Source organism: Blautia caccae (assembly GCF_040095955.1).
Taxonomy (GTDB): Bacteria; Bacillota; Clostridia; order Lachnospirales; family Lachnospiraceae; genus Blautia; species Blautia celeris.
In genome coordinates, this window is the sequence record NZ_JBBMFP010000028.1 from 1 (window position 1) to 18,954 (window position 18,954).

At 41.8% G+C, this 18,954-nt stretch carries 25 protein-coding genes, 1 tRNA gene and 1 rRNA gene; 13 read left to right on the forward strand and 14 right to left on the reverse strand.

Translation table 11 applies throughout. The features are described 5' to 3' along the window. The 5 genes from WMO65_RS22415 to WMO65_RS22435 all read left to right on the forward strand — a co-directional run. Nucleotides 1–114 (forward strand): 23S ribosomal RNA (locus WMO65_RS22415); the annotation flags it as partial. Nucleotides 115–258: 144 nt separating this feature from the next. Further along, nucleotides 259–329 (forward strand) — tRNA-Trp (locus WMO65_RS22420). A 763-nt stretch (nucleotides 330–1,092) separates the two neighbouring features. Next, on the forward strand, nucleotides 1,093–1,452 hold the full coding sequence (locus WMO65_RS22425; protein WP_052099762.1) for a PadR family transcriptional regulator: 360 nt from the start codon (nucleotides 1,093–1,095) through the stop codon (nucleotides 1,450–1,452). A 1-nt stretch (nucleotide 1,453) separates the two neighbouring features. Continuing rightward, nucleotides 1,454–1,870 carry a hypothetical protein gene (locus tag WMO65_RS22430; protein WP_033144080.1) on the forward strand — a complete coding sequence of 139 codons (417 nt, stop codon included), beginning with the start codon at nucleotides 1,454–1,456 and terminating at the stop codon, nucleotides 1,868–1,870. After that, nucleotides 1,857–2,339 carry a hypothetical protein gene (locus WMO65_RS22435; RefSeq protein WP_033144079.1) on the forward strand — a complete coding sequence of 161 codons (483 nt, stop codon included), beginning with the start codon at nucleotides 1,857–1,859 and terminating at the stop codon, nucleotides 2,337–2,339. The genes WMO65_RS22430 and WMO65_RS22435 overlap by 14 nt, the downstream gene beginning before the upstream one ends. Before the next feature lie 299 nt (nucleotides 2,340–2,638). On the opposite strand, the gene WMO65_RS22440 is transcribed toward WMO65_RS22435, so the two are convergent. Together WMO65_RS22440 and WMO65_RS22445 are read right to left on the reverse strand one after the other, a co-directional pair. Beyond that, nucleotides 2,639–3,013, reverse strand: coding sequence for a site-specific integrase (locus WMO65_RS22440; protein ID WP_243128856.1), 375 nt, complete (start codon nucleotides 3,011–3,013; stop codon nucleotides 2,639–2,641). Continuing rightward, on the reverse strand, nucleotides 3,000–3,152 hold the full coding sequence (locus WMO65_RS22445; protein ID WP_156120917.1) for a hypothetical protein: 153 nt from the start codon (nucleotides 3,150–3,152) through the stop codon (nucleotides 3,000–3,002). Before WMO65_RS22445 ends, WMO65_RS22440 begins: the two co-directional genes overlap by 14 nt. A gap of 1,688 nt (nucleotides 3,153–4,840) precedes the next feature. Between WMO65_RS22445 and WMO65_RS22450 the strand changes: the two genes are divergently transcribed. The 4 genes from WMO65_RS22450 (at nucleotide 4,841) to WMO65_RS22465 (ending at nucleotide 6,572) form a co-directional block, all read left to right on the forward strand. Continuing rightward, nucleotides 4,841–5,176: a hypothetical protein gene (locus tag WMO65_RS22450; protein WP_033144075.1), complete on the forward strand. Its 336-nt coding sequence runs from the start codon at nucleotides 4,841–4,843 to the stop codon at nucleotides 5,174–5,176. Between the two features lie 6 nt (nucleotides 5,177–5,182). After that, nucleotides 5,183–5,341 (forward strand): hypothetical protein, encoded by a 159-nt coding sequence (locus WMO65_RS22455; protein ID WP_158587353.1) that lies wholly within the window; start codon nucleotides 5,183–5,185, stop codon nucleotides 5,339–5,341. 107 nt (nucleotides 5,342–5,448) lie between these two features. Further along, nucleotides 5,449–5,847 carry a hypothetical protein gene (locus WMO65_RS22460; RefSeq protein WP_052099760.1) on the forward strand — a complete coding sequence of 133 codons (399 nt, stop codon included), beginning with the start codon at nucleotides 5,449–5,451 and terminating at the stop codon, nucleotides 5,845–5,847. Nucleotides 5,848–5,864: 17 nt separating this feature from the next. Then, on the forward strand, nucleotides 5,865–6,572 hold the full coding sequence (locus WMO65_RS22465; RefSeq protein WP_052099759.1) for a hypothetical protein: 708 nt from the start codon (nucleotides 5,865–5,867) through the stop codon (nucleotides 6,570–6,572). 200 nt (nucleotides 6,573–6,772) lie between these two features. Here the strand turns inward: WMO65_RS22465 and WMO65_RS22470 are convergent, their stop codons facing one another. The 4 genes from WMO65_RS22470 to WMO65_RS22485 all read right to left on the reverse strand — a co-directional run bounded on the left by WMO65_RS22470 (nucleotide 6,773) and on the right by WMO65_RS22485 (nucleotide 9,104). After that, complete coding sequence (locus WMO65_RS22470) at nucleotides 6,773–7,216, reverse strand: hypothetical protein (protein ID WP_148393571.1); 444 nt, start codon at nucleotides 7,214–7,216, stop codon at nucleotides 6,773–6,775. Then, nucleotides 7,203–7,418 carry a helix-turn-helix transcriptional regulator gene (locus tag WMO65_RS22475; RefSeq protein WP_148393572.1) on the reverse strand — a complete coding sequence of 72 codons (216 nt, stop codon included), beginning with the start codon at nucleotides 7,416–7,418 and terminating at the stop codon, nucleotides 7,203–7,205. Before WMO65_RS22475 ends, WMO65_RS22470 begins: the two co-directional genes overlap by 14 nt. Before the next feature lie 353 nt (nucleotides 7,419–7,771). Continuing rightward, the gene (locus WMO65_RS22480; protein WP_187370679.1) at nucleotides 7,772–8,458 is read right to left on the reverse strand and encodes a peptidoglycan DD-metalloendopeptidase family protein; all 687 of its coding nucleotides are present in this window, start codon (nucleotides 8,456–8,458) and stop codon (nucleotides 7,772–7,774) included. Nucleotides 8,459–8,498: 40 nt separating this feature from the next. Further along, the gene (locus tag WMO65_RS22485; protein WP_199687331.1) at nucleotides 8,499–9,104 is read right to left on the reverse strand and encodes a TetR/AcrR family transcriptional regulator; all 606 of its coding nucleotides are present in this window, start codon (nucleotides 9,102–9,104) and stop codon (nucleotides 8,499–8,501) included. Between the two features lie 436 nt (nucleotides 9,105–9,540). On the opposite strand from WMO65_RS22485, the gene WMO65_RS22490 reads away from it, so the two are divergent. Then, nucleotides 9,541–9,771, forward strand: a complete 231-nt coding sequence (locus WMO65_RS22490; protein ID WP_033144072.1) for a DUF4177 domain-containing protein — start codon at nucleotides 9,541–9,543, stop codon at nucleotides 9,769–9,771. A 67-nt stretch (nucleotides 9,772–9,838) separates the two neighbouring features. Here the strand turns inward: WMO65_RS22490 and WMO65_RS22495 are convergent, their stop codons facing one another. Further along, nucleotides 9,839–10,060 (reverse strand): hypothetical protein, encoded by a 222-nt coding sequence (locus tag WMO65_RS22495; RefSeq protein ID WP_033144071.1) that lies wholly within the window; start codon nucleotides 10,058–10,060, stop codon nucleotides 9,839–9,841. 300 nt (nucleotides 10,061–10,360) lie between these two features. Between WMO65_RS22495 and WMO65_RS22500 the strand changes: the two genes are divergently transcribed. Together WMO65_RS22500 and WMO65_RS22505 are read left to right on the forward strand one after the other, a co-directional pair. Next, the gene (locus tag WMO65_RS22500) at nucleotides 10,361–11,758 is read left to right on the forward strand and encodes a YfcC family protein (protein WP_148393573.1); all 1,398 of its coding nucleotides are present in this window, start codon (nucleotides 10,361–10,363) and stop codon (nucleotides 11,756–11,758) included. A gap of 18 nt (nucleotides 11,759–11,776) precedes the next feature. After that, nucleotides 11,777–13,204: a M20 family metallopeptidase gene (locus WMO65_RS22505; protein ID WP_148393574.1), complete on the forward strand. Its 1,428-nt coding sequence runs from the start codon at nucleotides 11,777–11,779 to the stop codon at nucleotides 13,202–13,204. 84 nt (nucleotides 13,205–13,288) lie between these two features. On the opposite strand, the gene WMO65_RS22510 is transcribed toward WMO65_RS22505, so the two are convergent. From WMO65_RS22510 to WMO65_RS22525, 4 genes are all read right to left on the reverse strand, one after another. After that, a complete protein-coding gene (locus WMO65_RS22510) occupies nucleotides 13,289–14,626 on the reverse strand; it encodes a helix-turn-helix domain-containing protein (protein ID WP_148393575.1) in 1,338 nt (445 codons plus the stop codon). A gap of 49 nt (nucleotides 14,627–14,675) precedes the next feature. Further along, nucleotides 14,676–15,398: a type 1 glutamine amidotransferase gene (locus WMO65_RS22515; RefSeq protein ID WP_148393576.1), complete on the reverse strand. Its 723-nt coding sequence runs from the start codon at nucleotides 15,396–15,398 to the stop codon at nucleotides 14,676–14,678. Further along, complete coding sequence (locus WMO65_RS22520) at nucleotides 15,395–16,735, reverse strand: MurT ligase domain-containing protein (RefSeq protein WP_148393577.1); 1,341 nt, start codon at nucleotides 16,733–16,735, stop codon at nucleotides 15,395–15,397. Before WMO65_RS22520 ends, WMO65_RS22515 begins: the two co-directional genes overlap by 4 nt. Before the next feature lie 151 nt (nucleotides 16,736–16,886). Continuing rightward, a complete protein-coding gene (locus WMO65_RS22525; protein WP_156120846.1) occupies nucleotides 16,887–17,024 on the reverse strand; it encodes a hypothetical protein in 138 nt (45 codons plus the stop codon). A gap of 112 nt (nucleotides 17,025–17,136) precedes the next feature. On the opposite strand from WMO65_RS22525, the gene WMO65_RS22530 reads away from it, so the two are divergent. Next, complete coding sequence (locus WMO65_RS22530) at nucleotides 17,137–17,331, forward strand: helix-turn-helix domain-containing protein (protein WP_349064678.1); 195 nt, start codon at nucleotides 17,137–17,139, stop codon at nucleotides 17,329–17,331. Nucleotides 17,332–17,400: 69 nt separating this feature from the next. On the opposite strand, the gene WMO65_RS22535 is transcribed toward WMO65_RS22530, so the two are convergent. From WMO65_RS22535 to WMO65_RS22545, 3 genes are all read right to left on the reverse strand, one after another. Continuing rightward, nucleotides 17,401–18,351: a phospho-N-acetylmuramoyl-pentapeptide-transferase gene (locus tag WMO65_RS22535; protein WP_033141344.1), complete on the reverse strand. Its 951-nt coding sequence runs from the start codon at nucleotides 18,349–18,351 to the stop codon at nucleotides 17,401–17,403. 182 nt (nucleotides 18,352–18,533) lie between these two features. After that, nucleotides 18,534–18,713, reverse strand: coding sequence for an HMG-box domain-containing protein (locus WMO65_RS22540; protein WP_033141343.1), 180 nt, complete (start codon nucleotides 18,711–18,713; stop codon nucleotides 18,534–18,536). Between the two features lie 21 nt (nucleotides 18,714–18,734). Then, nucleotides 18,735–18,872: a hypothetical protein gene (locus tag WMO65_RS22545; protein ID WP_181014426.1), complete on the reverse strand. Its 138-nt coding sequence runs from the start codon at nucleotides 18,870–18,872 to the stop codon at nucleotides 18,735–18,737. Between the last annotated feature and the right edge of the window lie 82 nt (nucleotides 18,873–18,954).

Sequence of the window (18,954 nt, forward strand, 5' to 3'; positions counted from 1 at the left end):
TCCCATTCTTTAAAGAAGTAAGACCCCTTGAAGACGACGAGGTAGATAGGGCAGAGGTGGAAGTGCAGCAATGTATGGAGCTGACTGCTACTAATCGGTCGAGGGCTTGACCTGAGCATGAAAATGCAAACGGCGGAGTTGAAAAAAGGTTTTTGAGTTTTGTATATGCGGTTTTGAAGGTACATTTCAGAAAATTGATTTTTTTGTAAAAAAGTCTTGAAAGAAAATCTATTTTATGTATAATAATAGATAGGATATAGGGGATTAGTTCAATGGTAGAGCACCGGTCTCCAAAACCGTCGATGGGGGTTCGAATCCCTCATCCCCTGTTAAGAAAACTTTATAAGTAAAGGAGGAAATGGCTGTATGTTGATATGAGTCAACATGACCGTTTAAATCCTTTGGTAAGCAGTGATATAAGAGTAAGATATGTCTTATTTTTATATTACTGCTTATTTTTTATTGCATAGCATATTTGTGTGATGGACCAGTGTTCGAGACACCCAGAGCTTCATATCCGGTTTCTAATAATTCTGTATGCGTCATAGCCACGTTTAACTGCCGAGGTGAAATAAAAACCCTTGCGTGTTAGATTAAGGCTTGCCGAAGGACACATAGACGTGTATATAGATAGGATCGTTTCGACAGAACATTATAATGGCTATAAATATACGTAGGTGAAGAGTGCTGGTTTCTGCAAGGCTATTGCATTCCTGTACAGGGTATAATAGAAACCGTGCAAGGTAAATTTTGCGTCTTAAAGTATGGAGCTGGAAAAGAGGGTATCAGGTTAAGAACAACAAGGCTGTATAAGAGCGAATCTGAAACTAGGGTGGCGATTCCAAACTATGGTAGACGTTGGCGTAATCCATATGATTATGAATATTAAAAAAAGACTGCATAATTACAGTCCTTAATGCAGAAGTTATTTGACCGGTGTTTCTGATGGTTAATTGTTTGATGAAAGTGTTCAAAATATCTAATTAATATTAGTTTTAACTAGATAATATTGTTGCTTTTAATATAAATAAAAACTACTATTGACATTTACGACTATTCATTTTAACATAGTATATAGAAAGAGGTGAAAATGTGAGATATTGTGATGGATTTAAAAAGGGAATAATGGATTTTTTGTATTTAAGAATTCTTGCTGAAGGAGATTGTTATGGGTATCAAATCTCACAGATTTTAAAAAAGGTAACAAATGGTGTAATTGAGGTAACAAATGGTTCTATGTATACATCACTTGATAGATTAGTGAGCAAAGGGTACATAACAGATTATAAGCGGGCCGTTGGCGATACGCCTCCTCGTATATATTATCACATAGAAGATGCCGGAAGAGAAGTGTTAGGATATATGCTTGAAGGTTATGATGAATTTGAAAAAGCTGTCCATATGGTATTGGATTACGTTCCCCATGAGGTATCGCAGGAGGATGTTGTATAGTATGGAATTGGTCTATATGAGAAATAATTGTGCGAAAAAGTATTATAAGATTTTGAGAGAATTATTCTTAAACGTAAATTATATGAATGGGAGGTTTTTAACAAATCTAAAATTCAATTTAACAGAATATGTAAAAGAAAATCCGGGATGTACATACGAAGAATTGGTTGAAGTGTTTGGACGACCAGAGGAAGTTTTTTGTGAATATATTGCCGGACAAACCCCAGATTATTTAATATCAAGCATAAATAAAAAACATTTAAGAAAATGGGTGGTGTTAGGTTTAAGTGTAGTAGTTCTTTGCTGTTGTTTTGTCTGGGGATTATTTTATTATAGGTTATATATTGAGTGTAAAAATACTATTATTGATAAAGAAGTAATTATTATTGAGGAGGGGGATAACTATGAAAAAAATTAAAAGATTAGTTGGGCTCTTATTGGTTATGTTGATGTTATGTTTACAAGTGGTGTTGGTTTCAGCAGCTCCAACAGATATACAAGAAAACATTATTAGTGTTGAACGAGAATATCTTGAAAATGGTGATTATATAGAGACTGTTTTAGCAGAATCACCAATTGCTCTGTATGGTAGCGGGACTAAATCAGGTTCAAAAACGTCAACATATTACAGTAATGGAACGGCTTTATGGTATGTGAAAGTTACAGGAAGTTTTGCATACACAGGTAATAGTGTGAGGTGTACAAGTGCTTATGTGGATGCTGACTCATATACCAGTTTTTGGAAGATCACAGATCGTTCTTCCAGCCGCAGTGGAAATATAGCAACAGCAAGAGCTACAGGTACACATTTTTATGGAAACACTATTTTAGAAACAATTGATAAGTCTGTTAGTTTGTCTTGCAGCGTGGATGGTTCACTATACTAATACCATAGTTAAAAAGGCCGACTTGGTTATTTTACCAGTCGGTCTTTTTTTGTATTTGAAACTATTCCTTTTATTTATACACACAATAAAAAGAAAAAGAATGTGTATAAAATGGCAGTAGCAAAGGTGTTTCTGCATCAAGATGCAGATCTTCCACTTTCAGACTTATCAGTTCTCCAACTCGCGTGGCGGCATCATATCCTAGGATGAGCATCATCTTGTTTCAGCGTTCTAACCGCTTTTCCTTGCCTGGTGCCTGAAGAAGTGCCGCCATCTATTGGTCCTCAAAGTATTCAATCTCACCAGGTGGATATTGTTTTGCTTGACACGAACCCCGGGGTAATGTCCATGCATTCTTCTGAAGCGTAGGACAACAAGGGGCTGATTACTGTTGGCCGGAGATTGCAGGTCTTTGGGCTCCATTCTCTGATCTGTCCCATCCATACAAGATAATCTTTCAGGTTTTCCTTATTCAAGTCCTGGAAACATATGCGCTCACGTCGGAGGCCTTTCATGTCCTCAAGATAATCAATACAGATGTTAAGCGAAGTCCGGTAGGAAGCAACCGTATTCTGACTTTTCTTCCTAATTGCTGGCAGTTCGTGTTCTAAAAAACGCAGGGGGGACCAGAAAAATGCACTGTCTTGTGCTTTTGATTTCTTATGTCTCCTCATTATCCACCTCCGGTATCAACTCCTCCGAGTGGCTTGATTTGTCAATGAGAGTGCCGTAAACATCTGCTATCAGATGAAAGTAGTACAGGGTATTCTTGACATCGGAATACCCTATATACCGCATCAGGTGTGGGAACATGACATCTACATCTTTACCCTACCGCAACCAGCGGTTCATATTTGCATAGACAAAATGGTGCCGGAAGTCATATGCGCGGATGCTTACGCCCGAATACTTCTTTTCAGGAAAAGCCGCATACCAGAAACGCAGGAAATTTTTCTCCGGCATGGCTGGGCTGTAGGGACAGTCAGCTTTGTTGGGAAAGAAACTCTTACGCTTCGGAAACAGACTCTCAATACGGTTATCATAACCCATCTGATATTCTGCAAGTTCTCTGGAGATATAAACCCTGCGGCTTTTGGGCCCTTTGGACTGAAGAATGTCAAGATATCTTTCATCCAGATAGGTGTTCTCCTGTGTATTATAAATTCAAATAAATGAAGGGATTAATAAAGTGATGTAGTTAAAAGAATAGCTGCATCGGCTCTTGCTTACAGGATACATACAATATTTACAGAAAATATTTGTAAATATATAGAATATATGGTAATATATACATATAAAAATAATAATAGTATTAAAAAAGAGTAGTATTAAAAGAGAGTAGTATTAAAAGAGATTAATGCGTTTTGAGATGTATCATAAAATTGAAAGCAGGTGATTCCAATGGAAAGATGTGGTACAGATTAATGAGTGGTGGTTATTAACTGTTTTGGGAGGAGAAGTATATGAAAAAATGAATAATTTCTTTGATAATTGTAGGGCTATTATGTGTTTCATCTGTTATGCCTGTGGGTGCAGCAAGCGATACAGAAGTCGCTCAAGCCGCAAGCGAATTTGCTTTTCGACAACAGTGTATGTCTTTGGTAAATACACTGGATGACACTGTTGAACTTGAAAGAGCAGAGGCTGGAATCTCAGATGTGCCTATTACACAAGAGATACTAGATAACTGCATTGCGACGTCGATAGATGTTAATGGAAAAGAAACTGTCTTGGAGGTAAAGGCCGACAATAAGGGATTGAGGAACAGTCACGCGTTCTGCCAATGAAGATAGTAGTCATCTATATGCATTAACTGCAGTAGCATCTGAGCAAGTGCATAATAAGGATAATGTAACGCAAGATGGAATTACTGCCTACGGAACTTTGATATGGATAGATAATTTTGGTCCACTAAATGAATTGTACGGGGTTAGTGGACAATGGGTTAGTAGGAGAAGTGATTTCTCTAATTGGAGACAAGTAGATTATGGTTCTACCAGTGGGAATTACAGGATTACATATCCTACCATTAATGCATTTACTTATTACGGAGCCGGATATGGGTCGTTTGTAGGATTGATTTTGTACTTGGATATGCAATGTAATACCGGGTACGGAACAGATGTTCGCTGCGAATATTAAGCCACTAAATCAAAAGCATTCAGGCTAATTGGAGATGAATTAAATGAGAAAATTTGAAAAATATTGCGATTCAAATTGTGACTATTTGCGTGTTATTGATTTTGATTGATTTGAAATCATATAATCAAATTTATTATCCAATTAGTCTGTTGCGTGATAATTTGGGAAAAGTGATTAATGAAGATGCTGCTTCATTCTTCTCTAGGACGATACCTGTGCTTAATACAGCTTATTTTTTAATTGCATCTATCTTCTGGGGGTTTTATACATTGACTCGTACTTTAATAATCTATAAAACAAAAGGTCAAAAATAAGAACAAAATATTAACATGATACTGAAGTAAGAAAGAGTGATTCCAATGGGGAGGAAATCGAACTCTGAGACTCAGCTTGGTGAAATGAATATGTTGATATTAGGAATATTACATGACATTGAATGGCAGACAGAAGTTTTTAAATTAGCAAATTCTGATAACCCCGAAGATGATGCTTTTAAATTTATATGTAAATTCAAAACATTATACTATGTTGCTAAAGAAGCTGGTTATTTGGCTTCTGACAAGGAGTTGGATAAAGCAATAGCCTTCAATATTGAAACTTACGAGCAGATGAAGAAAGATGGAGAAGTTGATGCACTCTATGAATCTTATGGCGGTGCACAGAATTATGAAGATGCTATGAGAGAAGTAACATGAAAGAGTATGACTATTGAAAAATATATGGAAAGTTTAAAACAAGAATACATCAAAGAATTTACAGAAAATCAAATTTATTTGGGAGAGTTGGAGGAAAAGTGGGCGGATAAAAGAATGGAAATAGAGCAATCCTTAGTTGAACAAGAAAATATTCAAAAACAATAATGTGAATAATTGGATTACCTGTATATATAGTTTCCAAATGAAGGAAAGAGGTGATTCCGATGGGGAGGTAAGTCTAAAAATTTGATTTAATAGGGAGGAGTGAAAGTTTGCCTAAATTAATAAAAAATAAACGAATACTAGTTTTTTTGTTGATTATTTTTATTCTTATTATAGTAGTAATATATTGCTATCGAACAACTAATAATGAATTGATAGTACCGACTGAAGAGGAGGTTGTGCTTAATGGATATCCAGAGAATGAAAACGGTGAGACTTATGGACCAGCAATAGAAAATATGTTTCCACCAGATTTAATGTTAGCAATAGGTGAAGATAATATTCAAGGATATGTGAAATTAAGCGAATCAGCTGGCAAAGTAGCCGAATCACCAGAAGAGGCAGAAGCATTAAATAAATCTACAAAAGCATATTCAGTGCCTCTTTACTTACAGGATGGTAAAACAGTAATTGGAAAGTTTATACTGGTTCCCAATGCAAAAAGATAGTCTGGAAGGAGAATTAAATGAAAAAAAATAAGAAAAAATTATTCGCTGTTTTATTATGTGTACTCATCTTAAGTTCATCTGTAGTAGTACAAGCGTATACGGAATCAAGCTGGCTTATATTCCCAAGTGTTGAAGGAGTTACCTATAAAGGAAAAACATCTACGCATGGAAATGGTAGTGCTATGTGGGCGAATGCTACAACAATGGCAAGTAAAGGTGTAGCTGGCGGCCGTATGGGATCATTAGCGAGATTATATTTAAATGGTAGTTTGGTTAAATCCACTGGTGTAATCTACAATGGTGGTGGCGCACAAAGTATTATTGCATCTACACCAACAAATAGTACAAGAGGTAATTACAAAGCTGGAGGAACATCCTACATATATAATCCTTCAACTGGTAGTTATAGCGCACATACTTTGATAAATAGCCCAGCGCAGACTTTTTCGGATTCCGAGGTTGAAATTATCAGAAATGAAAATGGTGAAATATATGGTTCAGAATATGAATTGCTTTTATACGGGATACAGCCAGATTTAGTGAGTGCAATAGGTGTGGATGGAACAGAGGGATATGTAAAAGAAGCTGATATCAATGCAGTCCCACAGACATTAGAAGAAGCGTTGGAATATACGCCGACTGCATATGAAGTTCCTCTTTATGAAGAGGATGGAGAAACTGTAATTGGAACATTTATAGTAGATGTTCCAACTGAAGCAGAATAGAAAAATAACGATTAAAATAGGTTAATCCTGTAAGCTGTTTTTCTGGTTGTGTTATGAAATCCAGTAGGTCAGCGCAGAAATGCGCTGACCGTAAGAATCCGCTTAGCAGCCAGGCAAAAATCCTATCGCCAAAGGTGGATTTGCGTGAATGTTTTTCTTTAACTTTGAGGGCACTGATTTAAATGAGCAGGAACATATATTTAATACTTTTTCATTAAGTGATTAAATATCACAATACCAATCACAATCTGAAAGACTAAATATCCGCCCAGGACTAAAACGATAATATTACCTGTTTGTACGATTTCCAGAGAATTTAAGACTGCAAAGAGCATCATGGAGACCGCAATCACAAAAAGTCCTGCCGTATATGCATATCTTCCGGACTTGTCTCTCAACTTTTCTTTTAATTCATCGTGTAATTCGATTTTTTCATTTTCCAGTTTTTCAGCATAACGCTCTTTATTTTTCGGAGAGGACCAATAGCAATATTTAAATATCATCATGATTCCGGGGATGATACCGGCGCCTGCAAAACCGAAAAATAAACCATCTAATTTTGTATCAGTCAATAATGCGGTGCCCAGAAAAACGATTCCTGCCAATAAATACACGATTCCTGTGATTAAATTACTTTTTTTCATTTTGACGACCCCTTTCATGAATAAAAATTTTTTCTATGCTTGTGTCAAAGAAATCTGCAATTGTAAAGGCCAGTTCCAATGAAGGATTATACTTCCCTGTTTCGATTGAACTGATCGTTTGTCTTGAAACTCTAATTGCTTTTGCGAAATCATCCTGGTTCATGCCAGCTTTTTTTCTTAATTCTTCAACTCTGTTTTCCACATAATACCTCCTCTCTTCAAGGTTTTCTTATATCCTTCGTGTGATCCAATCTGATGTTATGACAAGGTTCCTTTACAATTTTAGTATATTCTACTCTATGGGTTTTGTCAAGGTTCCTTTACATAAAAATGCAGCTTACGGCACATTCTTATTGAAAGTATGCCGAGTATGGCAGCAGCTGCTGTAAAAAAGGATGGAAATATTATGAATGATGCATTAGCGGCAGAACAGGCCGTCGCTTATTTAAAAGATTTGGCAGAGAATGTATGTGATAGATGGGAAAAGTTTGATAAAAGAGGCAAGATGGACCAGAGTACAGATAAGTTTCTTCGGAAGCCGAAAGGCACAGATGCTCAAAATCGAATTCTGTCCTTGTCGGTCGGAATACCGTTGGTTATTGTTTCCCATTCGCCGTTTTTAAATACTTCGTAATTGGCAAACGCGCAGGGAATCCCCTTGGCAGAACACATATCATCACTGTCCATGAGCTGAAAATGCAGATGAGGAAAAAAGGAATTGCCGGAATGTCCTATGCAGCCTAAAAGGTCTCCCTTTTTTACCTTCTGTCCTATTCGGACCTTGACAGAGCCGTATTTTAGATGTGCAAACGCGGCATAGATGTGGTCATCATATTTTATAATAATATAGTTGCCTGTGACAGACTGTATGCTGTCTCTCCGGGGGCGAAAAAAATGTGCACTTTTTAAAGCAATAAAAATATCAGAAAGAAAAAATGCACGTCTTCTTTCTTTATAAAAATCTTTTGCATCAACTACAGTACCGCTGCAGGGGGCATAGATGTCTTTTCCCCAGCAATAGCATTTGCTCAGGGAGACGCCGAAGAGCAGGTAGGAAAGCCAGTGCACCCGATAATTCGGATGGCCTCTGCGTGTCCAGTCCACCTGTAAAAAATCATAGGCATATCGCGTGCCGAAACGGTTTGTGCCGTGGCTGGGGACCCGGGTTCCGGGGGTATTGGGAGACATCCACTCACCCCTCAGGGGAAAATCAACAATGACAGGCGTATTCACATCACTCATTTTGCACCTCACATTAGATTGCAGAGTTTTAGGCAGCATATTAAACAGTTTCCGATGTATAAAATATCTTGCGCAGTTCTGCAAAGTAATGATTCAGTCTGCGTATGAAAGCGTCACTGTCTATATGAGCCACTTCCATGCTTCGGATCTCTTTCAGTATCTCATTCGTAAAGCCGACATTGGACCAGAAGATAAACTGCTTGCAGGTTTCAATATCTAATCCTTTTCTGAATTTTGTTTCATCTATATTGTCAAATAATTTCGGATAGCAGTCGGCCGGCCTGGCAGTGTCGGAATTCTCTGTGTGTGAGAGCTTGCTAAACTCTAAAATCCAGGGATACTTTTCGGATAATTTAAGCTGCAGGAGATAGGACTGCTGCAGTCTGGCAAAGATATCCTTTTCATCAAAATTCATCTGTTCCCAATACTCTTTTTTTATCAGATTGGAAAAATAATCATGTACAATAAGATAGAGTTCCTGTTTGCTGTTCACATAGTGAAACATGAGTGCTTTGGATATACCGGCTTCTTTTGCAATGATATTTGTGGATGCCTTGTCATAGCCCTGCGATGAAAATTCTTTTAGCGCGGCATTTAACACAGCATCTCTTCTTTGAGGCTCCATGTTTAATAGTTTTGCGGGCATGATAAACTCCTTCCTGTTGTTTACCTATCAGATCAATATCTATTATAAATTTATTTACCTAAAAGGTCAACGAATTCTTCTGTTATTTTTTTGATCTTACATATGGTATTTGCAAGCAGGACAGTCACAGCTAAGTTCGGCATGATCAGGAGGGTTTCTATCCCCGGTTCGGCATCATATGGCAGTTTGGGTACGGCAGCATCTGTGTATTGCGGAAATGTTAATGGATACGGAGCGTAATGGCATGCTTGTGTTTTGGAAATCTTGTTTTACCGATTGTTTCCGAGGGATAAAAAAGGTATAATAGTTTTGAGATTACATGTGCGAATCACAGACAGAACCTATAAGGTAGGAAAGAAGGTCAATGTGAGATACATAAAAACAGAGAAAGGATATTGCGGGTATATCCTGTGCTGACAAAAAAAGGAGACAGTTTATGAAAAAGTATGAATACAAATTTATTGAGATTCCCCTTGTGCCGGTTAAGAAGGAAAAGGCAAAAACCGTACGCGGTGAGATGCCGCCGGTTCCCTTTGAAGCCTGCAGGGAGGCGATCGTCCGGGAAGCAGCCGATGGCTGGCGCTTAAAACAGATATTGGAACCAAAAGTGAGCGTTTACGGCGGCAATTGCTATCAGATAATTTTTGAAAGAGAAACAGAAGAATAAGAATCACAGATATAAGTGAGCCCTCCGGCCGTTTGAGAGAAACGGGCCGGAGGGCTCACTTATGTTTTTACTCGTTTGTTAAACTAGCGAGAACTTCATCAAGTGATTTACCTGATTCCATTACTGCTTTATATAAAGCCTCTTTTTTGTCTTCCGTGATTTTCTGTTCGATTTCTTTTTTCCTGCGGCGCAATTCTTTTAATTTTTCTTCATATGTGGCGATTTCCCCGATAACTGCCTGCAGTTGTTCGTCCAGTGTCCTTGTCTCTTTTTTGCGTCCTCTCGCCATTCTGTAATCCTCCTCATACATAAAATAAATTCATTTAACAGTATAACATTTAAAATAGGGAATTTCCACTATTTTATCCTTAATATTCTGAAATGTTTTGTCATAGGGGGTATAGGTAATCGCCATAAACGGAACACTTTTTTGTGTATTATTTCCGAAAATCAGTAAATTTTATCTGCAATTACTGCCAATTGACTTTATTCGGATAGAGTGGTATCCTACTATAAAAGAACGGTTCTGTAAGCGTGCTTAAAATAACTGGTAGTTTACAGTGCGAAAGTGAAAACAAGGAGGATTTTTATGAAAAAAGAGAGGAAATTCAAATTTTCTATGCCGCATGCCTATGTGATCATGATGACCATGGTTCTCATCAGTGCCATTTTAACCTGGGTACTGCCTGCAGGGCAGTTTGACCGGGCTGTGGATCCGGCACTTGGAAGAGAACTGGTGGTGCCGGGGAGTTATCACGGGGTGGATGCTAACCCAATCGGCCCTTGGGCTTTCTGCATGAGTATTTTTCAGGGGTTTGTAAATGCAGCGGATATTATATTTTTCCTGCTTTTCGCATGCGGCTATGTAACGCTTCTGATGAGCACAGGGACCCTGAATGCCCTGGTGGGATCCATACTTAGAAAAATTAAAGACAAGGATTATTTTCTGATTCCCATATTTTTCACACTTTTTGCCCTGGGAGGCACCACATTCGGAATGAATGAGGAGGCATGGGGGCTGATTCCTGCCTTTGTGGCCATTGCAATTACACTGGGATATGACAGGATCGTGGGTTCCTCCATTGTCATTCTGGGTACAGGTGTCGGGTTTGCTGCTGCAATCTTAAATCCCTTTACGGTTGGCCTGGGCAGCAGTATTGCAGGCATACCCAGTGTTGGGACGAAGATCACCACATTCCGCATCGTGGCATTTGTCTGTTTCGTGGCTGTGACGATCCTCTACATAATGCAATATGCAAAGAAAATAAAAAAAGACCCAACAAAGAGCTATCTCTATGGTGTACCGGAACCTACCGTCACGGCAAGCCGTGATGAGGTTATGCAGATGCCCTTTACAGGAAGACAGAAGATCACTTTGCTGGGATTCGGAATCATTATCATGACCATTGCCATAGGTGTGGCAAAGTTTGGGTTTTATCTGCAGCAGCTTGCAGCCGTATTCTTTATCGGTATGATCATAACCGGCCTGATCAACGGTATGGGGCCCAGCAAAATCGCGGATTCCTTTGTGGAGTCTTCCAAGTCCATGGTATTTACAGTTCTTATGATCGGATTTGCACGCTCCATTGAAGTTGTGATGAGTTCCGGTAACATTATCGATACGGCTGTTTTATATCTGTCAAATATCGTGAAAGGATTTCCATCAGGGTTTTCAGCATTTGCCATGCTGCTGGCACAGAATCTGATCAATTTCTTCATACCGTCAGGAAGCGGGCAGGCGGTTGTGACTGTGCCGATCATGGCGCCTCTGGCTGATGTTGTGGGGCTGAATCGTGAGATCGCCATCATAGCTTACCAGTTCGGCGACGGCTTTTCAAAAATGTTCTGGCCTACCGGATGCGCGATGATGTGCGGTGTCATGGGAATCGGGATGAATAAATGGTATAAATTTATTTGGAAGCTGTTTCTCATGTGGTTTGCACTGGAGGTTATCCTGATTATGGGAGCTGTAATGGCAGGTATATAAAAAGGAGAAGAATTGGATATGATACAGGAAAAAGAAAGATTATGCAGAAATATTGAAAAGAGAGAAGAAATTTACTCCCGGATCAGCCAAAAAATATGGGAATACGCGGAACTGGGATTTAAGGAACACCGGTCGGCAAAGCTGCTTCAAGAGACATTGGAGAGAGAAGGATTTCAGGTGGAAACTGGGCTTGCGGGAATCCCAACTGCTTTTAAGGGCACTTTTGGCAGCGGAGGACCTGTAATTGCCATTTTGGGAGAGTTTGATGCACTTCCGGGGCTGAGTCAGAAGCCGGGAACAGATGTGCAGGAAAAAAGAGAAGATACGGACTGCGGCCACGGATGCGGGCATAATCTGCTGGGAACCGGCTCTCTTGCAGCGGCTGTGGCTGTCAGGGAATATCTGGACCGGAGCGGGACACCGGGCACTATCATTTATTTTGGCTGTCCCGGGGAGGAAAAAGGCTCCGGCAAGACATTTATGGCACGGGAGGGATGTTTTAAAGGGCTTGATGCTGTGTTCTGCTGGCATCCCTGGGATGTGAACGGGCTTTTCGCATCCAGTTCCCTGGCAGATATCTGCGCCACTTTTATTTTCCACGGCAAGGCATCTCATGCCTCCGCCTCTCCTCATCTTGGCAGAAGTGCTCTGGATGCGGTGGAGCTTATGAATGTAGGGTGTAATTTCTTAAGAGAGCATGTGATCCCCGAGGCCAGAATCCACTATGCGATCACAAACGCAGGGGGAAATGCAGCGAATGTTGTACAGGAAACGGCAGCTGTCTACTATGAGGCAAGGGCACCGCGGCTGAACCAGGCGTTTGAAATATTTGAGAGAATCTGTGAAGTAGCGCGGGGAGCAGCAATCATGACAGGTACTTCCTATGAAATGGTGCGGGGAGATGGATTCAGCGATTACATACCCAACAAGGTACTGGGAAAAGTTCTGATGGAGAACTTTCAGGAAGCCGGTGCTCCGGCATTTGACCATGCGGATCATGAGCTGGCCGAAAAAATACGGGATACTTTTTCAGAACAGATGATACAGGAGGCCGCAGCAGCGGTGGAGAATCAGCATGGAGAAAATGCGGCAGCGGCAATGGAAGGCAAGGTGTTGGCAGATATAGTACTGCCTGTAAATCCGCTGAAAAGTACAATGCCCGGGAGCACAGATGTAGGGGATGTGAGTTATCAGGCACCCACAGGTCAGATTCTGACTGCCTGTAAAGCCTTTGGAACACCGGGGCATTCCTGGCAGGAGGTCAGCCAGTCAGGTTCCTCCATAGGAAAAAAAGGAATGTTGACAGCAGCAAAGGTCATGGGAATGGCTGCTATAGATGTCTTCCGAAATCCGAAAATCGCTGAGGATGCGAAAAAAGAATTTGACGCAGCAGTAAGAGGAGGATATCATTGTCCGATCCCGGAGGAGATAAAACCGGATTTATAAAAAATACAGGAAAATATGAGAGCAGCCATACGGGGATACCGGAATGGCTGCTCTCATGTTTCATGAAAGGAATGTGCTGTCAGGTCAGTATTTCAGATTGATCTGGTAAATGTTGATGGGCCGCCCCTTATTGCCGGAACGCCTCATACCCACAACCTCCGCATATCCGTCCTTCTGCAGCGCAGCCAGGAATTTGTTGGCAGCTCTGGAAGAGATATTCAGATGGTGCATCAGTTCCTGGGAGGTAAGTTTGTTGGTACCCTCTTGTTTCATGACGCGGATGATACGCACAATAGTTTCTGAGGAGAGACTTACCTTATCTGCGATATCATTGATATAATCGCCGGAAACCTTCATTCCAGCAGGAACCAGACCAATCTGCAGGACCGTGAGCTGATCATTTTCATCTATCAGATAACTGCCGTCTTCCCGGAGACTGCCGTTTCTGGAATAATGACTGGCATCAACGGCATTTATCCTGGCCTGATAAAAGGTGTGGCCAATGCCATATCCTACAGAACCTTTAAAAGAGAGCAGGCTGTGAAGCTGTTCCAGTATCTGGCATTTCTTAAAATCCCCTGTGATCTCTTTTATGATGCTGTAATCTCCATACAGTTCAAAATCCCGGAATGTGTTTTTTATCACAAGGCGGTTCAGGTATTTTTGGTTCAGCTCCATGATCATCTTATTGATCTCCAGCCGTGTCTTTTCGTATGACACCTCATCCTGAACCGGCATATTTTCCATATTAATATGTATGACAGCAGGCAGATGGCTCTTCATATTTTTTATGGATATGCTTTTTTTCATGCTTTTTACAATATCACTGATCATGTTTTCATCAGGATAGACATAAATACAGGGAATGGATGTATCCCGCATATTTTCAATCACGCTGTAGAAATAAGTGATGATCATATCCAGTTTGTTCTGGGCTGCCAGCTCCCTGTACTTTACGGAGAGCGCAGCCTCCCGTTCATCCAGATCCACAGAGGAAGAGAAGTCTCTCCACTCCTCCTCGAACTCACGGATGCGCTGGGCGAACCGGTTGCTGACAAGAAGCTCTTTCAGGGTATGGCCGTCCTGAATAAAATCCATACCGATTCTGGAGAGTTTCAGGTGTTCATCCAGCACAATCTGCTGGAGCAGAATATGGTAGGTGTTCTCCACACTGATGTGGAAATAATCCACCACAGCGTCGGCTGCCTGCTCGCCAAGGGAATATATGGCTTTCATGGGGGCAATACCGCTGACAAGAAATCCTTCAAAATCATCTTTGATTTTCAGATAAATATTTTTAAGCTCGTCCAGAGTATCATAAGTGAAGTATTCTACGGAGACATCTTCGCTGATTCCAGGGAGATGATCATTATAATGCTGGTAATAGTGCTGTTTCAGCAGCAGTGCAATTCGGTATCCCATAAGTTTTCCCCTTTAATATATAACAATAGTAAATCAGCCGGGCATATTTCTATTGTTTTGTTACAAAGCGATCATAAATATACCGGTTGGCCTCAATCTCCTGGCTGTCGTCGAGAGGGGCAAGTTCTGCCTTTCCGTATTTGCGCTCCAGAGCGTTTGCAATGAGGTAATCGCAGATATGCGGGTTTTTGGGAAGGAGGGGGCCGTGGAGATAGGTGCCCACTACATTTTTATAGAGCACGCCCTCGGATTTGTCTTCCCCGTTATTGCCGTTTCCGTAGAGGACTTTTCCGAAAGGCTCATTATCTCCGATATAGGTGCGGCCTCCGTGATTTTCAAAGCCGACGATGGGAAGGCTGAATTTATGGTTTTCCAGGACGATATTGTCAATCAGACGGGGGCTGCCCTGCTCTGTATACAGGTCAACAAGGGAAAGACCCTCAATGCGCCCGTCATCCGTGTCGTAATAATGGCCCAGAAGCTGATAGCCGCCGCAGACAGCGATCACTACGCCGTTGTCCTCCACATAGTCTTTGAAATCTTTTTGTATGCTGCGGAGTCTGTCGCAGACCAGCATCTGCTCCCTGTCGGAGCCGCCGCCCAGAAGCACAATATCAAGGGTGGAAAAATCAATGTTGTCCTCAAGCTGGAATTCCACAGTTTCTGCCTCGATGCCTCTCCACTGGCAGCGTTTCATCATGCACTGGATATTTCCCCTGTCCCCGTACAGATTCAGGAGGTCCGGATATAAATGTCCGATTGTGATTTTCATGATTTTCTGCCCTCCATTTTCTTCAGTATGTTGTGAGTGGTATAAAGGCCGGTATAGTTTACAAGCAGGTACAGGTTTTTAGTTCCGTTTTTGAGTTTTGAGAGGATGGCCTTTTCAATATCCGGTTCCAGAGTGGACGGGATGTCCACGTATTTCAGACGCAGGCGCATATCCTGGCAGCGGATGCCGCTTACGGTAATAGAGGCGGCATTGGCGTCCTTCAGCCTGTCAAAATCCACATCCCAGAGCCAGGATACATCTGTGCCGTCCTGACTGTTGTCATTGATCAGGATGATGATATCTTTTGGAGCCGTGTCTGTCATGACCGCGCCGATATTCTGGTTAAATCCTGCCGGGTTTTTAGCCAGGTTGAGCATGACCCTGGTGCCATCAATCTCAAAGAGTTCGTTTCTTCCGAACTGGGGCGTGTAGTCCCCCAGAATCCGGTTGAAGCTGTCAAGAGGGATACCCGCCAGGGAGGCGGCTCCGTAAACGGCCAATATATTATAAATATTGTAGAAACCGCGGTAATTTGCTTTTACATGAAAATCACCCACATCAAAGGACAGACCGTCTGACATATCAATATGGCTGCCGTCAAACTGGGGCACAGGGCGGGCAAAACCGCATTTGGGGCAGTGATAATCTCCAAGCTGGCTGTAGTGATAGAAGTTGTATTCCATCTTTTCCCCACAGCGTTTGCAGAAACGGCCTTCCCGGATCTCCCTGGAGTCCTGTTCCTGATATACCTGCTCACTGATGCCGTAGGTGGTGTACGCATTGTCATTGTCCATGGCAAGGAAGGTGGATAAGGAGTCATCCGCATTGACCAGAAGTTTCATGTCCGGCGCCATCTTCATGGCCCGGGACAGGAGATTCATGGTAGTGTCAATCTCCCCGTACCGGTCAAGCTGGTCACGGAACAGATTGGTGAGTACCATATAGTCAGGTTTGAAATGAGGAAATACACGGACTGTGGATGCCTCGTCAATCTCAATACAGGCGTAATCCGCCCGCAGATGTCCGTTTGCCCGGGCATTCAGGACAAAGGCGGAGACGACTCCGTTCAGCATGTTGGAGCCGGTGCGGTTGCAGACAACGCTGCAGTTATTTGCTTCCAGAACAGAGGCTAAAAGGTTGTTGGTGGTAGTTTTGCCGTTGGTGCCGCAGACAACGAAAATGTCTTTTTTGACCTCAGACGCCAGTTCTTTTAAAATCGGGGGATAGATGGACAGCGCTATCTTACCGGCCAGTGTCACACCCTGCCTGCCGGTGATCTGGCAGGCTGTCTTTATGAGCTTGGCGCTCCATACAGCGAAAAGTCTTCTTATATTCATATACAAAAGTTCCTTTATTTTTATTTGCGGTTTATCGAGCCGCATTCAGGGTTTCCAGATTCCCCATTTATTATACATAAAGTGAGGAAAGAGTACAAGCGGCATTCTGAATTGAGAAAAAAATCCCCGGCCCTTTTCGGCCGGGGCAGGGCTAATCGTCGAAAAGCCCCATCTCTTTTGCTTTTTTAATGATGTTTTCCAGTATCTTATCTTCGTACCTGTCACAGATTTCGATAAATTGTTTTTTGTCGTATTCTGATGAATACTTTGGCTCCTCATGATTTGTCATAAAATATTCCCCCATTCCATTCTTTTGTTTTAAATATACTCAATATTTTGAGTATAGTCAAGAGATTGAGTATGATACTATTCAATAAATGCACTGGATAGGAGAAGGGATTATGATAAGCTACAAACCATTTTATGAGACACTGTTCAGAAGAAACTTCACAGAGTATCAACTAATCCATCACCATGATGTATCAGCGAATACCTTACACAGAATTAAAAAAGGTGAGGCCATAACCACAAAGACGATTGATACACTGTGTGACATCCTCAATTGTGAGGTACAGGATATTATACTTCATATATGAGGAGAGGCAGCAAAATGGGGGGAGAGAAAAAAGAGAAACACAGCTTTTACAGTGTGTTTCTCTTTTTTGCTATCTTACCAGCATATAAGCGGCTGCAGCCAGTATTACCTGGATGATCAGGAAGCGGACCACTACTTGTGTATCTGACCAGCCGCATTTTTTCCTTACGTGGTCATGAATGGGAGTTCTTGTATTTTTCAGGATAGAGATTTTCAGAAATCTCTTCAGAAATACTTTTACAAGACCCAGGCCGCCGTCAATGATCAGTACGCCTGCCAGCAGAAGGTAAATAACCGGGTGCTGGGATTTGATGGCGATCACTGCAATATAAAAACCAAGGGCCCTGGAACCGGCATCTCCCATGAGCATGCTGCTGGGCGAGGAATTAAAGTACAGGTATGCCAGCAGAACTGCGGCAAAAAGGAAGTTGGCGATCACATAAGTACCCAGAGTTTCTTTGAAAATCAGGCCAAAGGACAGCATGACAATAACACAGAGGCTGGCGCACAGCCCGTCCACACCATCGGTACAGTTTGTCACATTGATGGAAACCCAGAAGAGGATAATGCCCAGTATGGCATAGACAGCTTTGGGGATTTCCAGCTCGGTGAAGCCAAGGGAGATGGTGGTGCTGTTGAAATTCAGGAAAGTGAAGACCGCTACGGCTGATATGATGAGGTCGATCAGCCCCTTTTTGTATTCGTTCCATGGTGTCTCCGCGGCATCATCCAGATAACCGCTGAGCATAATGCAAAAAAGCAGTATGGCATAGACAATGTACTCTTTGCCAAGAGGCATAAAAAGTACGGTGCCGATAATAAAGCAGATGACAAATGTCAGTCCAACGCCTCTCGTTTTTCCTTTTGAGAGTGCGCCGTTTAGGGCAAAATCACGCCCCTGGTCACTGGGGAGAAAGGAAAACGGGTGCTTCAGTGCAAAAAATGTGATGAGAAAGGTAAGGATGATCCCCAGCATCACAATCTGTTTGGTGTCTAAATATTGATTCAGTAAATGGTACATAAGATTTCTTTTGCTTTACAGCAATCCTCCTTCTTTGTTTTAAAACACTTTTAGTATACCACATCCGGAAATGAGGGGAAACAAAAAATTTATCAGATATGTAGACCCGGAAAAGGCCAAAAAACCGGCTGTGCGCTGCAGGTAATTCTGCGAGTCACAGCCGGCTTGGAGAGCAGCGCATCTCAGGGGCGGAACATGGATTCCACATATTCCCGCATCTCGTGGCGGGAATTTACCTGTCTTGCCTTGTCTACCAGAGGCTTCTGTTCCGACTTGGAAAGTCTGGCAAAATGGTTCAGGATATCTGAGTGCATGGCCAGTTCCATGGTGAAGCCGATGGGAAGTTCTTCGTTGTCAATCATTTCAGGTCACCTCGCTTCCTGTCAGCCTTCTCCGCCGGGGCCGTCTTTGCGCGGCACTTCGTCGGGGATCACGTCAGTGGCGTCGGACTCCCTGGGAAGGTCGATTTCAGGAATGTTTCCGTCATCATAGTCATTTCTGTAAGGTTTTTCTTTTAACATGGCAGTTTCCTCACTTTTTTTACTTGTGTTGGGAGGCAGCAATGTTGACCGCGCTGCAGAATTAGTATGCGGAAAAAAATTT

Coding starts and splice junctions, on each gene's coding strand:
- WMO65_RS22485 (WP_199687331.1), bottom strand. CDS start 9,104: ATGCCCGCAAAACTATTAAACATGGAGCCTCAAAGAAGAGATGCTGTG.
- WMO65_RS22535 (WP_033141344.1), bottom strand. CDS start 18,351: ATGTACCATTTACTGAATCAATATTTAGACACCAAACAGATTGTGATG.
- WMO65_RS22450 (WP_033144075.1), top strand. CDS start 4,841: ATGGGGAGGAAATCGAACTCTGAGACTCAGCTTGGTGAAATGAATATG.
- WMO65_RS22510 (WP_148393575.1), bottom strand. CDS start 14,626: ATGGGATACCGAATTGCACTGCTGCTGAAACAGCACTATTACCAGCAT.
- WMO65_RS22455 (WP_158587353.1), top strand. CDS start 5,183: ATGACTATTGAAAAATATATGGAAAGTTTAAAACAAGAATACATCAAA.
- WMO65_RS22435 (WP_033144079.1), top strand. CDS start 1,857: ATGAAAAAAATTAAAAGATTAGTTGGGCTCTTATTGGTTATGTTGATG.
- WMO65_RS22525 (WP_156120846.1), bottom strand. CDS start 17,024: ATGACAAATCATGAGGAGCCAAAGTATTCATCAGAATACGACAAAAAA.
- WMO65_RS22540 (WP_033141343.1), bottom strand. CDS start 18,713: ATGATTGACAACGAAGAACTTCCCATCGGCTTCACCATGGAACTGGCC.
- WMO65_RS22515 (WP_148393576.1), bottom strand. CDS start 15,398: ATGAAAATCACAATCGGACATTTATATCCGGACCTCCTGAATCTGTAC.
- WMO65_RS22500 (WP_148393573.1), top strand. CDS start 10,361: ATGAAAAAAGAGAGGAAATTCAAATTTTCTATGCCGCATGCCTATGTG.
- WMO65_RS22445 (WP_156120917.1), bottom strand. CDS start 3,152: ATGTTCCCACACCTGATGCGGTATATAGGGTATTCCGATGTCAAGAAT.
- WMO65_RS22465 (WP_052099759.1), top strand. CDS start 5,865: ATGAAAAAAAATAAGAAAAAATTATTCGCTGTTTTATTATGTGTACTC.
- WMO65_RS22495 (WP_033144071.1), bottom strand. CDS start 10,060: ATGGCGAGAGGACGCAAAAAAGAGACAAGGACACTGGACGAACAACTG.
- WMO65_RS22440 (WP_243128856.1), bottom strand. CDS start 3,013: ATGAGGAGACATAAGAAATCAAAAGCACAAGACAGTGCATTTTTCTGG.
- WMO65_RS22530 (WP_349064678.1), top strand. CDS start 17,137: ATGATAAGCTACAAACCATTTTATGAGACACTGTTCAGAAGAAACTTC.
- WMO65_RS22520 (WP_148393577.1), bottom strand. CDS start 16,735: ATGAATATAAGAAGACTTTTCGCTGTATGGAGCGCCAAGCTCATAAAG.
- WMO65_RS22490 (WP_033144072.1), top strand. CDS start 9,541: ATGAAAAAGTATGAATACAAATTTATTGAGATTCCCCTTGTGCCGGTT.
- WMO65_RS22430 (WP_033144080.1), top strand. CDS start 1,454: ATGGAATTGGTCTATATGAGAAATAATTGTGCGAAAAAGTATTATAAG.
- WMO65_RS22545 (WP_181014426.1), bottom strand. CDS start 18,872: ATGTTAAAAGAAAAACCTTACAGAAATGACTATGATGACGGAAACATT.
- WMO65_RS22480 (WP_187370679.1), bottom strand. CDS start 8,458: ATGAGTGATGTGAATACGCCTGTCATTGTTGATTTTCCCCTGAGGGGT.
- WMO65_RS22470 (WP_148393571.1), bottom strand. CDS start 7,216: ATGAAAAAAAGTAATTTAATCACAGGAATCGTGTATTTATTGGCAGGA.
- WMO65_RS22505 (WP_148393574.1), top strand. CDS start 11,777: ATGATACAGGAAAAAGAAAGATTATGCAGAAATATTGAAAAGAGAGAA.